The sequence below is a fragment of the Microbacterium sp. 69-10 genome, assembly GCF_001897945.1.
Taxonomy (GTDB): Bacteria; Actinomycetota; Actinomycetes; order Actinomycetales; family Microbacteriaceae; genus Microbacterium.
In genome coordinates this window covers 17,137-29,286 of record NZ_MKRT01000030.1, presented here as the reverse complement: position 1 = coordinate 29,286, position 12,150 = coordinate 17,137, and the positions used below count along the sequence as shown (strand labels likewise).

12 protein-coding genes and 1 pseudogene are annotated in these 12,150 nt (G+C 70.2%); 6 read left to right on the top strand and 7 right to left on the bottom strand.

Annotated features, from left to right (window positions below; translation table 11 throughout):
- Positions 1-13: 13 nt before the first annotated feature.
- Positions 14-1,738, top strand: coding sequence for an AMP-binding protein (locus BGN97_RS16580; RefSeq protein ID WP_292703971.1), 1,725 nt, complete (start codon positions 14-16; stop codon positions 1,736-1,738).
- A gap of 25 nt (positions 1,739-1,763) precedes the next feature.
- Here BGN97_RS16580 and BGN97_RS16575 read toward each other — a convergent pair whose 3' ends face one another.
- Both BGN97_RS16575 and BGN97_RS16570 read right to left on the bottom strand, forming a co-directional pair.
- On the bottom strand, positions 1,764-2,189 hold the full coding sequence (locus tag BGN97_RS16575; RefSeq protein ID WP_292703969.1) for a hypothetical protein: 426 nt from the start codon (positions 2,187-2,189) through the stop codon (positions 1,764-1,766).
- Positions 2,190-2,339: 150 nt separating this feature from the next.
- Positions 2,340-3,824 carry an MATE family efflux transporter gene (locus tag BGN97_RS16570; protein WP_292703967.1) on the bottom strand — a complete coding sequence of 495 codons (1,485 nt, stop codon included), beginning with the start codon at positions 3,822-3,824 and terminating at the stop codon, positions 2,340-2,342.
- Positions 3,825-4,019: 195 nt separating this feature from the next.
- On the opposite strand from BGN97_RS16570, the gene BGN97_RS16565 reads away from it, so the two are divergent.
- Together BGN97_RS16565 and BGN97_RS16560 are read left to right on the top strand one after the other, a co-directional pair.
- The gene (locus tag BGN97_RS16565; RefSeq protein ID WP_292703964.1) at positions 4,020-4,988 is read left to right on the top strand and encodes a DNA topoisomerase IB; all 969 of its coding nucleotides are present in this window, start codon (positions 4,020-4,022) and stop codon (positions 4,986-4,988) included.
- An 83-nt stretch (positions 4,989-5,071) separates the two neighbouring features.
- Positions 5,072-5,872, top strand: coding sequence for an alpha/beta fold hydrolase (locus tag BGN97_RS16560; RefSeq protein WP_292703961.1), 801 nt, complete (start codon positions 5,072-5,074; stop codon positions 5,870-5,872).
- 12 nt (positions 5,873-5,884) lie between these two features.
- Here BGN97_RS16560 and BGN97_RS16555 read toward each other — a convergent pair whose 3' ends face one another.
- A complete protein-coding gene (locus BGN97_RS16555; RefSeq protein ID WP_292703959.1) occupies positions 5,885-6,064 on the bottom strand; it encodes a hypothetical protein in 180 nt (59 codons plus the stop codon).
- 41 nt (positions 6,065-6,105) lie between these two features.
- A pseudogene (locus tag BGN97_RS16550) lies at positions 6,106-6,330 on the bottom strand (dihydrofolate reductase family protein); the annotation flags it as partial.
- Between the two features lie 82 nt (positions 6,331-6,412).
- Between BGN97_RS16550 and BGN97_RS16545 the strand changes: the two are divergent.
- The 3 genes from BGN97_RS16545 (at position 6,413) to BGN97_RS16535 (ending at position 8,873) form a co-directional block, all read left to right on the top strand.
- Entirely contained in the window at positions 6,413-7,324 is a 912-nt protein-coding gene (locus BGN97_RS16545; protein ID WP_292703956.1) for a DnaJ domain-containing protein, read from the top strand.
- A 34-nt stretch (positions 7,325-7,358) separates the two neighbouring features.
- Positions 7,359-8,009: a histidine phosphatase family protein gene (locus BGN97_RS16540; RefSeq protein WP_292703954.1), complete on the top strand. Its 651-nt coding sequence runs from the start codon at positions 7,359-7,361 to the stop codon at positions 8,007-8,009.
- Positions 8,010-8,099: 90 nt separating this feature from the next.
- Positions 8,100-8,873, top strand: a complete 774-nt coding sequence (locus BGN97_RS16535) for an alpha/beta hydrolase (RefSeq protein WP_292703952.1) — start codon at positions 8,100-8,102, stop codon at positions 8,871-8,873.
- A gap of 37 nt (positions 8,874-8,910) precedes the next feature.
- Here BGN97_RS16535 and BGN97_RS16530 read toward each other — a convergent pair whose 3' ends face one another.
- From BGN97_RS16530 to dnaB, 3 genes are all read right to left on the bottom strand, one after another.
- Positions 8,911-9,435, bottom strand: coding sequence for a hypothetical protein (locus tag BGN97_RS16530; protein WP_292703949.1), 525 nt, complete (start codon positions 9,433-9,435; stop codon positions 8,911-8,913).
- Between the two features lie 10 nt (positions 9,436-9,445).
- Positions 9,446-10,069, bottom strand: coding sequence for a dihydrofolate reductase family protein (locus BGN97_RS16525; protein ID WP_292703946.1), 624 nt, complete (start codon positions 10,067-10,069; stop codon positions 9,446-9,448).
- Between the two features lie 95 nt (positions 10,070-10,164).
- Positions 10,165-11,559 carry a replicative DNA helicase gene (dnaB, locus tag BGN97_RS16520; protein WP_292703943.1) on the bottom strand — a complete coding sequence of 465 codons (1,395 nt, stop codon included), beginning with the start codon at positions 11,557-11,559 and terminating at the stop codon, positions 10,165-10,167.
- Positions 11,560-12,150: the final 591 nt, after the last annotated feature.

Here is a 12,150-nt window from a genome sequence, read left to right as displayed (position 1 = left end):
AAGGGAGCCAGAGATGACACGCGACGCCACCGCCGCCACGAACGCCGTCCGCGAGATGCGCGACTTCCTCTTCGCGCACGGCGACGACTACGACGGTGCCCGCGCCGGGTTCGCCTGGCCGCAGGTGGACTCCTTCAACTTCGCGCTGGAGTGGTTCGACGTGGTCGCCGGCGAGAACCCCGACCGCCCCGCCGTGCAGATCGTCTCAGCCGACCTGTCGGTGCAGAGCTGGAGCTACGGCCAGCTCTCCGAGCGCTCGGACCAGGTCGCGAACTGGCTGCGCGACCTCGGGATCCGCCGTGGCGACCACCTGATCGTGATGCTGAACAACACGATCGAGCTGTGGGAGATCATGCTCGCCATCACCAAGATCGGCGCGATCGCCATCCCCACCTCGACCCTCCTGTCGGCATCCGACCTGGCCTACCGCATCGACCACGGCCGCGCCCGCGCGGTGGTCGCGCTGGGCGGCCTGGCGGATCGCGTCGAGGATGCCGACGTGCTGCGCATCGCGGTCGGCGACACCGCCCCGGGCGAGGCCGCCTCCGGCTGGCACGACTTCGCCGCGTCCGCCGATGCCGCCGCGGTCTTCGAGCCGGATGGCCCCACTCCGGCATCCGACACCGCCCTGCTGTACTTCACCAGCGGCACCACGAGCCGGCCGAAGCTCGTGCAGCACACGCACGTCTCCTACCCCGTCGGCCACCTGTCGACCATGTGGTGGCTGGGCGTGCGGCCCGGCGACGTGCACCTGAACATCTCCTCGCCCGGCTGGGCCAAGCACGCCTGGTCGAGCTTCTACTCGCCCTTCCTCGCCGAGGCGACCGTGTTCGTCTACAACTACGACCGCTTCGACGCGAACACCCTCATGCAGGTGATGGACACGCACCACGTCTCGACCTTCTGCGCACCGCCGACCGTGTGGCGGATGCTGATCCAGGCCGACCTGTCGAGACTGACGAACCCGCCTCGCGAACTGGTCGGCGCGGGCGAGCCGCTCAACCCCGAAGTCATCAACCGGGTGCGCGAGGCGTGGGGCAGCACGATCCGCGACGGATACGGGCAGACCGAGATGACCGCGTGCGTGGGCAACTCCCCCGGGCAGGTCGTCAAGGACGGCTCGATGGGCCGGGCCCTGCCCGGCTATCCGGTGGTGCTGCTCGACCCCGTCACCGGCGAGCCCACCGACCACGAGGGCGAGATCGCGCTGGACCTGTCCGAGGCTCCCCTCGGCCTGATGTCGGGGTACTACGAGGATCCGGAGAAGACCGCCGAGTCGCGTGCCGGCGGCTTCCACCACACCGGCGACATCGCCGCACGCGACGCAGACGGGTACCTGACGTACGTCGGACGCGCGGATGACGTGTTCAAGGCATCCGACTACAAGATCTCACCGTTCGAGCTGGAGTCCGCACTGCTCGAGCACGACCTCGTCGTCGAGGCGGCGGTCGTGCCGAGCCCCGACCCCACGCGCCTGGCGGTGCCGAAGGCCTACGTGATCCTGCACGGTTCCGCGGGCAGCGGAGCGGATGCCGAGCATGCCGCGGCCGCGCAGATCTTCGGCTTCGCGCGGGAGTGGCTCTCCTCGCACCTGTGGGTGCGGATCATCGAGTTCGTGCCCGAGCTGCCCAAGACCATCTCGGGGAAGATCCGCCGCGTGGAGCTGCGCGCACGGGAGGCCGAGCGCGTGGCATCCGGCGACACGACGGGACAGCATCTGGACCGCGACCACCGCTGAGCGCGCGCGAGAGCCGCCGCGTGGGTCAGGCGACCGCGACGACGTCCGTGCTGAGCGTGGCCGGGCGCCCTTCGTCTCGCTGCGCTCGCTCAGGAGCTGCAGCGGATGCTGCTGCCGGAGCCTTCGCGGCGGCCGACTCGGCCTCGAGCTCGACGCGCTCCGCCGCTGCTGCGCGGCGCGCGAGCAGCGGGGCGAGGACGACGCGGAGGACGGTTCCGGCGATGAGTGCGACGCCGAGGCCGATCGCGGCGACGAAGAACGGCGTCCACAGCGAGGCGAAGGATGCCGAGACGCTGAGCAGCGCGCCGACGATCCACACGCCGATCGCCCCGCCTGCGAGCCCGGCAGCGCCACGAGCGATCGCGAAGGCTGCGACGAGCGCGCAGGCGAGAGCGATGACTGCTCCGGTCACTCCGATCGGCACGAAGACCGACACGAGCGTGTTGGTCAAACCGAGTGTTGACATTCTGACGACCCCCCGTCACGGACACGCATCCGCGTGCTCCTGACCTCAAGGTTACGCGGCTGGATCCGCGGAGTCACTCCCCCTGAAGAACGATTCGGCGTCATCCTGAAGGATGACGCGTGAACGCCCGATGACTCAGCGACGGGTGCGGCGCGGCAGGCGCAGGCGGGTCAGGCGCGGCGGCACCACGGGCACGGGCGCGGTGAACACGGCATCCACCACCATCGATCCGTCCGTGGGTCCGATCACCGGGATCGGCGTGGTGAGGGTGGTCTCCAGCGGCGCGACCGGCATCGTGGCGAGGGCGCGATGCGCACTGACGTATGCGGGGGCGAGCAGGGCGACCGCGCCGAGCCAGGCGAGCGGATTGCTCATCGCGACGCCCTCGAAGCCCCACACGGCGCCCAGTGCGAGCGCGGCCACCACACGGGCGATCAGCTCGATCACGCCGGTGACGGTCGGCACGAGCACCCGGCCCAGCCCCTGCAGCACCCCGCGCAGCACGAAGAGCACGCCCAGCAGCACGTAGGTGGAGCCGTTGATGATCAGCATCAGGTGCGCGTAGTGCACGACGCGGTCCGCGCCGTCGCCGACGAACAGCCGCACCACCGGGACGCCGAGCGTGATCATGATCGCGCCGAGCACGAGCGAGGCGATCACCGCCATCCACAGCGCCTGGATCGTGCCCCGGCGCACGCGGTCGGGCCGGCGGGCGCCGAGGTTCTGCGCCGCGTACATCGAGGCGGCCAGACCGAGAGAGGCGAGCAGCGCAGTTGCCAGGCTGTCGACGCGCGATGCCGCGGTGTAGGCGGCAACCGCATCCGCGCCCAGTGTGTTGAGCGCGACCTGGACGATCAGCGCGCCGATCGCGATGATCGACGCCTGGAAGCCCATCGGCAGACCCAGGCGCAGGTGCTCGGCCAGGTCGGCGCGCGACACCTTCCAGTCCGCGCGGTGCACGTGCAGCACGGGCACGCGGCGCCACATGTACAGCAGGCAGAGCAGCACCGAGATGGCCTGCGCGACGACCGTCGCCCAGGCGGCCCCCGCGACGCCCCACTCCAGCGTGCCCACCATCAGGATCACGAGCCCGACGTTCAGGGCGCAGGAGATGGTGAGGAACACCAGCGGCGTGGTGGAGTCGCCGATCGCGCGGATGATCGCGGCCAGGTAGTTGAAGAACATGATCGTGCTGCCACCGATGAAGGTCACCTGCGTGAACGCGGTGGCCTCGGCGATCAGCTCGGGCGGGGTCTGCAGCAGCCGCAGGAACGGCTCGGCGATGAGCGGACCCACCACCGTCAGCACCAGGCTGGTGGCGGCGGTCAGCAGCGTGCCGGTGGCGACCGAGCGGCGCACGCCGTGGGCATCCGACGCCCCGAACGCCTGTGCGGTCGGGATCGCGAAGCCGCTCGCCAGACCCCAGGCGAAGCCGATGACGAGGAAGATCAGGCTGCCGGTCGCGCCGACGGCGGCGAGCGAGCCCACGCCGAGATGGCGGCCGACGACCACGGCATCCACGAACTGGTACAGCTGCTGCACGACGTTGCCGATGAGCAGCGGCACGGAGAAGGCCAGGATGACGCGCCACGGGCGGCCGGTGATGAGGGTGGTAGCCATGCGGGTCCCAGGGAAGCGGGCGGGCGGGGGTGCGGGTGCCGGAGGCGACGACCGGCACCGTGATCGGTCACGGCGCCGGATCGCAGAAGTCTATCGAATCGTTTCGAGCTTGGGAATGCGCAGGAGCGATATCGTGCGGACCGATGCGGGTCCAGGGGCTTGCCCGCGTGCTCACCGAGACGCTAGAGCAGGGGGATGACACGACTGAGACGCAGCGATCCGCACGGGCCGGGGCTGAGCCGGGGCCGCCGCGGGCGCGGCTGGGAGTACCGGATGCCCGACGGCACCCGCATCACCGATGCCGCGCTGCTCGAGCGGCTGCGCGCGATGGCGATCCCTCCGGCGTGGACCGACGTCTGGATCAGCCCGCACGAGAACGGTCACCTCCTCGCGACCGGGATGGACGACGCCGGCCGCCGGCAGTACATCTATCACCCCGCCTGGCATGAGCGGATGGCGAGGGAGAAGTTCGATCGGATGCTGCAGCTCGCCGCCGTCATGCCCGGGGTGCGCGCGGGTGTGACGCGTGACCTGCGCCAGGACGGCTTCGGGCGGCCCCGCGTGCTGGCCGGGGCCTTCCGGATGCTCGACAGCGCGCTGCTGCGGGTGGGATCGGAGCAGTACGCGCGGCAGCACGGCAGCATCGGCCTCGCCACGCTCCGCGGATCGCACGCGCACGTCTCGGCGGAGCGGACGGTGGAGCTCGCGTTCCCCGGCAAGAGCGGGCAGGCGTGGGAGTCGCGGGTCGACGATCCCGACCTCGCGTCGCTCGTCGCGGGCCTGAAGAGACGCGGGCCACGAGCACTGCTGCTGAGCTGGCAGGACGGGTCGGCCTGGCATCCGATCCGCCCGGCCGACATCAATGACGACGTCCGCGAGCGCACCGGAGGGGACTTCACCGCGAAGGACTTCCGCACGCTGCACGGCACCATCGTCGCGGCCACGGAGCTGGCGCGGATCGGCCCCCGCGACACGGACAGCGCGCGCCGCCGGGCCGTCTCGGCGGCCATGCGGACGACCGCCGCCGCTCTGGGGAACACCCCCGCGGTCGCGCGGTCGGGCTACGTCGACCCACGCGTGCTCGACCTCTACGACGACGGCATCGTCGTGGATCCCGGCCGCCGCGTCGAGCCCCAGCTCGGAGAGCTCATCGGGGACGCGTGAGCGGCGGCATGCGCTCTCTCGGGCCAGCGAGGACCCGGACGAGGAACGCGCCTGACCGGCGGGAACAGGGCCAAGATGGTGATGTGACCGACATCCTCTCCTCGTTGACGAACCTGCCTGCTCCGCAGTTCATCGAGGTGGGTGACGGGGTCGCGGTCGCGACGTACACGTGGGGCGATCCGGATGCGCCGGTGGTCGTGCTCGTTCACGGCTTCGCGTCGAGCACGGCCGACACCTGGCTGCACACCGGGTGGGTGCGGATGCTGGAGCGCGAGGGCTACCGCATCCTCGGCATCGATCAGCGCGGTCACGGGGCGAGCCAGAAGCCGCACGATTCCGCGGGCTACGCGGTCGTGAACCTGGCCCGCGACATCGAGGCCGTACTCGACACGCACCTCATCGACGAAGCGCTCTACGTCGGCTACTCGCTGGGTGCCCGTGTCGGCTGGCAGGTGCTGCAGGATCTCGGCGACCGCATCCCTCGCGGAGTGCTGGGCGGCGTGCCGGACGGCATCCCGCTGGATCGCCTCGACGTCGATCAGGTGTGCCGGTACGCAGACGAGGGCATCCCGGTCACCGACCCGGTCACGCAGAGCTACATCCAGCTGGCCGAACGGGTGCCGGGCAACGACCTGTACGCGCTGCTCGCCCTCGCCGAGGGCATGCGCGCCTCGCGCTCGATCGACCCCGATCCCGCCCACGCGCCGCAGCAGCCGGTGCTGTTCGCCACCGGGTCGGAGGACGCGGTGATCGACGGCTCACGCCGCCTGGCCGCGGCGGCACCGCAGGCGAGCTTCTTCACGATCCCCGGCCGGCACCACTTCAACGCGCCGGGATCGAAGGACTTCCGGCTCGCCGCACTGGAGTTCCTGCGGGCGGAGTGAGCCCCGCGGTGGTCAGTCGCGCACGTTGCGGGTCATCGCCCGGATGCCGGCGTAGACGGCGAGCGCGACGACGACCACCAGCGCGAGCTTGGCGACGAACCACAGCAGCGAGAACAGCGCGCTGACGATCCACCACGCGATGACGAGGGCGAGGATGGCGCCGAGGATGCTCCAGATCGTGCTCTTGGTCATCGTTCCAGCGTAGAGGAGTCCCGTGGTGGCGCCGGATGCCGTCAGCTCCCCGGAGGCCCGTCGAGAACGGTCGGGATGTACTCGAGCACCTGGGTTCGGTGGTCGAAGGTGCGCGCCTCGACCAGCTCGAGCAGCACATCGGGATAGGAGTCGAAGATCCGGTCCTGTCCGGTCTTCCCGGTGATCACCGGGAAGACCACCACGCGGTACCGATCGACGAGCCCCGCGGTCAGCAGCGAGCGGCACAGCGAGATGCTGCCTACGCTCCGCCGTCCGGCCGGGTAACCCCGATCTGCACCGTAAGATCTGGTTGCGACGGGCAGCCCGTCGGGATGCCGGAGGAGGGCGATGTTCGAGGGGCCCCTGTCGGCATCCGCGTACGAGGTGCTGGGCGTCGCGGCGAGCGCGTCGGACGACGAGCTGCGCCGGGCGTACCGGTTGCGGCTGCGGCAGACCCACCCCGACACCGGCGGCGATGCGGCGCTGTTCATCCGCGTGCAGCGCGCCTGGGAGCACGTCGGGACCCCCGCCGATCGCGCCGCCTACGACCGCGGGCGCGAGGACGTGTCGTGGGGAGCTCCTGCAGCATCCGCTCCCCGGGCCGGGACGCGGCCGCGCACCAAGGCGTACGGTCAGGCGGGCGGCTGGCGGCGGCTGCGCTACCTGCAGCTGATGACCGAGCACCTCGGGCGCACGGTCACGACGCGCGAGATCTACGATCCGGCCGTCGTGCGCGAAGCGCCGTGGGAGGCCCGTCGGATGCTGGCGGACGCCCTCGCCGAGGAGAGCACGGCCGCCGCGATCGCCGACCTGGGCATCGGCTTCACCGCGTGGAACGACGTGGTGGCGGGAGCGGATGCCGCGCAGAAGCTCGACCATGCGGTGCTCGGGCCCACCGGGCTGTACGGGCTGGCGTCGGAGGACTTCGGCGACTCGGTGCGGTTCCGGCAGGGCGAGGTGATCGGCCGGTCCGTGGGCAGCAGTACTCCCGTGGCGGATCTGCTCTCCCGCATCCGTTCGCTGTCCCGCGCCGCACGGGTGCGGTTCGCCGGGGCGATCCTGATCCTGCCGGACGACGACCTGGATGAACCGGTCACCGTGCTGGGCGCGGTGCGCGGCGTTCCCGTCGCGGTCGTGCGGCGCAGCGCGCTGCGCACGGTGCTGCGGAGCGGCATCCCGGGGGCGCGCGCGATGGGCGTGACCGAGGCCTTCGACGTGCGGACTCGCCTGACTCAGACCGCGCGCGTGCTCGTGCCCTGAGTTCCGGCAGCGGTACGGTTCAGGAGTGGATGCCATGAACGACCCGCTGCCCGACCGTCCTGCGCCGGACAATCCGCGGGGCAAGCTCGTGCTGCTGCGGCACGGCGAGACCGAGTGGTCGAGATCGGGCCGGCACACCGGCCGGACCGACATCCCGCTCACCGCGCACGGCGAGGAGCTGGCTCGCGCGGCCGGCGAGCTGGTGCGCGGCTACGACTTCACGCTCGTGCTGAGCTCTCCGCTGCAGCGCGCGCGGCGCACCGCCGAGCTGGCCGGGCTGGATGCCGAGATCGATCCGCTGCTGGTGGAGTGGGACTACGGCGGGTACGAGGGACGCACGACCAGGGACATCCGTGCCGAGCTCGGCTACAACTGGACGGCCTTCGCCCACGGCGTGATCCGGGGCGAGACCCCCGGCGAGACCGTCGAGGAGGTCGCCGCCCGCGCCTCGCGTGTGCTCACCCGGGTGCTGCCGGCGATGGCCGACGGCGACGTCGCGCTCGTCGCGCACGGCCACTACCTGCGCATCCTCACCGCCGTGTTCCTGCGCCAGGCGCCGCGGTTCGCGGCGTCCATCTCGCTGGACGCCGGCTCGGCCTCGGTGCTCGGCTTCTCACGCGAGCAGCCGTCGATCCTCGCCTGGAACCACGGTCCGGCCCTGCCGCTGGCCCCGTCGGAGTCCTGAGGCGGAGAGCGGATGCTGGTCGGCCATCGGCATCCGCTCTCCGCCTCAGGTCAGCGCCCGCGTGTCCGACGTCGATGGTTGGATGACGTCATGGAGATCACGACCTCGGCAGACGGAACCGCCATCGCCTTCACCGCCATCGGGCAGGGACGCACGATCGTGATCGTGAACGGCGCTCTGTCGACGGCCGCTGACGCCGCGCCGCTGGCGCACGCGCTGGCGGACGCCGGCTTCCGCGCCGTCACGTGGGATCGCCGCGCGCGCGGCGCCAGCGACGATCGGCCCGGGTCCGGTCCCGACGACGAAGCCGCCGATCTCGCCGCCGTCATCGGCGCGGCGGGACGAGCGGATGCCGTGCTCGGCCACTCCTCGGGCGCGGTGCTCGCGCTGTACGCCGCGTCGCGGGGCGTGCCGACCGGAGCGCTGTTCCTCTCCGAGCCGCCGATCGACTTCGACGGCTCGGGGTTCGGCGACGAGCTGCCGGAGAAGCTGCAGGCGCTCGTCGACGCGGGTACGCCGGAGGAGGCGGTCGCCGCGTTCCAGCTGGATGCCGTCGGCCTGCCGGCCGCGATGGTCGAAGCCGGCCGGGAGAACGGCCAGCTCGCGGCGCTCGCGCCCCTGGGTCAGTCGACGGTGTACGACACGCGGCTCACCCTGCGGCTGCGGCAGCCGGATGCTGCGCTGCTCGACGTCGCACAGCCGGTCATCGTGGTGCGCGGCGAGCAGACGTTCCCGTTCCTGGTCGGCGCATCGGATCGGCTGGCGGCGGAGACTCCCGGCGCCGAACTCGTGATCGTCCCCGAATCGGTCATGCACCGGCCCGACCCCGCGGCGACGGCGAAGGTGATCGCAGAGCGGCTCTGAGCGGAGCGCGACGGCGGGCTCTGCCCGTCGACCCGTGTCAGTGCCCGCCGCGCGGCGTGAAGCAGCCGCCGTCCATGACGTACCCGCCGACCTCGACGGTGAGCGGGTCGTCCGACACCACGCCGAAGATGCAGCCGCCCTCGGGCCCGTTCGCGCTGAACTCCGTCCCGCGTTCGTCGCCGATCATCTGGATGCCGTCGAGCCCGGCATCCTGCAGGGCGACCTGCACGGAGTCGGGTGAGACCTCACCGTTCGCGCGCAGCTGCTCGAGCGCAGGACGCAGGGCGTCGACCGCCTCCTCGGCTGCCGCCCGGCTCGAGGCCGGCATCTCCATCCGGTCCCGGTAGCGCTCGTTCTGCGCCATGGCGTCGTCCGGGTCGTAGGGCACGCAATCGGGCGGAAGGTCAGCCGCGTCGATCTGCGGGCATGCTCTCGTCGGGGTCGGCGAGGCATTCGGCGTAGCAGGCGCCGCGCCGCCGGGTGTCGCGCCGACGCAGCCCGCCAGCAGCAGGGCGACTGCGCTCGCGAGCAGCAGTCCCGTCATCCCCCTCGTGGCGGCCATGCCCCCCCCATCAGAGCACAGCAGCCCGGATGCCGGAACCCCGACCGTGCGATCGGATCAGCGCTGCACGTCGTAGACGAGCTTGACGACGCCGTTGTCGTAGGCATCCGACTCGCGCAGCTTCAGCTTCCTGCGTCCGAGTGCATCCGACCGGAAGACGCTCTTTCCCGCCGGCGAGCAGATACGGGAACATCAGCAGGTTGTAGCGGTCGATCAGATCGGCCTCGCCCAGGCGGGTCGCGAGCTCCGCGCTGCCGTGGATGAAGATGGCGCCGTCGCTCGTCTCCTTGAGTCGCGCCACGTCCTCCGTGCTGCGCAGGATGTGCTGGGAGCCCCAGCCGTCGACGAGGTCGCCTTCGCCGATCGATGTCGAGACGATGTACTTCGGCAGGCCGTTGTAGTCGGCGTGATCCGCGGACCGGGGCCAGACCGCCGAGAAGGCGTCATAGCTGCGGCGTCCGAACATCAGCGCCGTGGTCTCGGTCAGCTCCTCGCCCTTCAGGGCGTACACCTCGGGCAGGAACGGGGTGTCGAACACCCAGCCGCCACCCGGGTGTCCTTCCCGGGCCGAGCCGGGCGAGTCGACGATTCCGTCAACGGTGATGAAGCCGGTGTAGACGAGTTCGCAGGTCATGATTCTCCTTGTGGATGCGCCGCCGTGATGCGGCCTCACTCATACGTCGAACGAGAAGGCATCCGATCGACAACCTACGGGGGAATCTTTTCGACTCAGTTGAAGTCGCCGCCGCCACCGCCGCCGAAGTCGCCGGGGGCCATGTCCTTGAAGCGGGAGTAGTGGCCCTGGAAGGCGACGGTGATGGTGGCGGTGGGGCCGTTACGGTGCTTGGCGACGATCAGGTCGGCCTCGCCGGGACGCACGTCCTTGTCGTAGGCCGCCTCGCGGTGCAGCAGGATCACCATGTCGGCGTCCTGCTCGATCGAGCCGGACTCACGCAGGTCGCTGATGGCGGGCTTCTTGTCGGAGCGCTGCTCGGCACCACGGTTCAGCTGCGAGAGCGCGATCACCGGCACCTGAAGCTCCTTGGCGAGCAGCTTCAGCGCACGCGAGAACTCCGAGACCTCCTGCTGCCGCGACTCGACGCGCTTGCCGCTGGTCATCAGCTGCAGGTAGTCGATGACCACCAGCCGCAGACCCGCACGCTGCTTGAGTCGACGGCACTTGGCGCGGATCTCGACCAGCGTCATGTTGGGGCTGTCGTCGATGTACAGCGGGGCGTCGTTGATGCGCCCGCGCGTCGCGGCGACCGTCGTCCAGTCGCGCGGGTCGAGCGTGCCCTTGCGCATGTTCTGCAGCGGGATCGCGCCTTCGGCACTGAGCAGGCGCATCGCGATCTCGCTGCGCCCCATCTCGAGCGAGAAGAAGATCGACGGCTCGTTGTGGCCGATGGATGCCGCACGGGCGAAGTCGAGCGCGAGCGTGGACTTACCCATGGCGGGACGTGCGGCGATGACGATCATCTGACCGCCGTGCAGTCCGTTGGTCAGCTCATCGAGTTCACGGAACCCGGTCGGGATGCCGGTCATCGTGCCGTCACGGCCGTTGGCCGCCTCGATCTCCTCCACCGCCGCGTCGACGGCGATCGTGAGAGGCACGTAGTCCTCGGCGGTCTCCGATCCGGTGACCGAGTAGATCTCGGCCTGGGCGTTGTTGACGATGTCCGTCGCATCGCCCTCACCCGCGTAGCCGAGCTGCACGATGCGCGTGCCGGCATCCACCAGACGACGCAGGATCGCACGCTCCGAGACGATGCCCGCGTAGTAGCCTGCGTTCGCCGCGGTGGGCACGATCGAGGTGAGGGTGTGCAGGTAGTCGGCGCCGCCGGCCCTGCCGAGCTCCCCTGTCTTGATCAGCTCGTCGGTGACGGCGACGACATCCGTCGGCTCGCCGTGCGAGTACAGCGAGAGGATGGCCTCGAAGATCAGCTCGTGCTTGGGGACGTAGAAGTCGGCGCCTTTGAGCGTCTCGATCACATCGGCGACGGCGTCCTTCGAGAGCATCATGCCGCCCAGCGCGCTCTGCTCGGCGAGCAGGTCGTGCGGAGGTGTCCGCTCAGGTGGGCGCGGTCCGCCCAGACGCTCGTCAGAGATATCCGCGATCGACACTCGTGCTCCTCCCCCGCCGGTGGCGACTGATGGCACCTTCTCGGCAAACACGACCGGAGTGGAACCGGCCCGCTCGCACAGCGAATCACGAGTCACCGACATCCGGTCTCCACCAAGTTAGGAGCCGCTCCATCCCCATGCAAGGCACCCTGTGGATAACTTTGTGGAGAGTGTGCGGACAACTCGGGAGTGTCTGTGCAGAACCCCTGTGGAGAACTCGGTGGAGAGATACATCTTCGAGGTTGGATATATCGCTTGATCAGGACTATCTTCATTCACACCCTTGTGGATGAGATTCGACTTCAATGCCAGATTTAAGGTTGACGGCTGGTTACGGGCATGTGCAGAACCTGGGGAAAGTCAAGTCTTGATCTTCCCGCGCGCGGCGGGTTTGTAGAGGATCTCCTCCCGTGTGGACATCCGCCCCCGCACGGGGTATCGTCACAGCGATCGTGTTGCGCGAAATATCGGCGCGACATGCTCCGGGGAAGGAACCACGTGCGGTCAGCGCTCGCCGACTACCGCAGCGCCCGTGGTTGGCTGCTGTGCGGGTTCGGCGCGCTCTTGTGGGCCGCTCTGACCGTCCGTCTC

Excerpts from the sequence above, each read along its gene's own strand:
- BGN97_RS16525 (WP_292703946.1), bottom strand. The coding sequence starts at position 10,069 with ATGACCTGCGAACTCGTCTACACCGGCTTCATCACCGTTGACGGAATC.
- BGN97_RS16580 (WP_292703971.1), top strand. The coding sequence starts at position 14 with ATGACACGCGACGCCACCGCCGCCACGAACGCCGTCCGCGAGATGCGC.
- BGN97_RS16535 (WP_292703952.1), top strand. The coding sequence starts at position 8,100 with ATGGAGATCACGACCTCGGCAGACGGAACCGCCATCGCCTTCACCGCC.
- BGN97_RS16570 (WP_292703967.1), bottom strand. The coding sequence starts at position 3,824 with ATGGCTACCACCCTCATCACCGGCCGCCCGTGGCGCGTCATCCTGGCC.
- BGN97_RS16540 (WP_292703954.1), top strand. The coding sequence starts at position 7,359 with ATGAACGACCCGCTGCCCGACCGTCCTGCGCCGGACAATCCGCGGGGC.
- BGN97_RS16565 (WP_292703964.1), top strand. The coding sequence starts at position 4,020 with ATGACACGACTGAGACGCAGCGATCCGCACGGGCCGGGGCTGAGCCGG.
- BGN97_RS16530 (WP_292703949.1), bottom strand. The coding sequence starts at position 9,435 with ATGGCCGCCACGAGGGGGATGACGGGACTGCTGCTCGCGAGCGCAGTC.
- BGN97_RS16545 (WP_292703956.1), top strand. The coding sequence starts at position 6,413 with ATGTTCGAGGGGCCCCTGTCGGCATCCGCGTACGAGGTGCTGGGCGTC.
- BGN97_RS16555 (WP_292703959.1), bottom strand. The coding sequence starts at position 6,064 with ATGACCAAGAGCACGATCTGGAGCATCCTCGGCGCCATCCTCGCCCTC.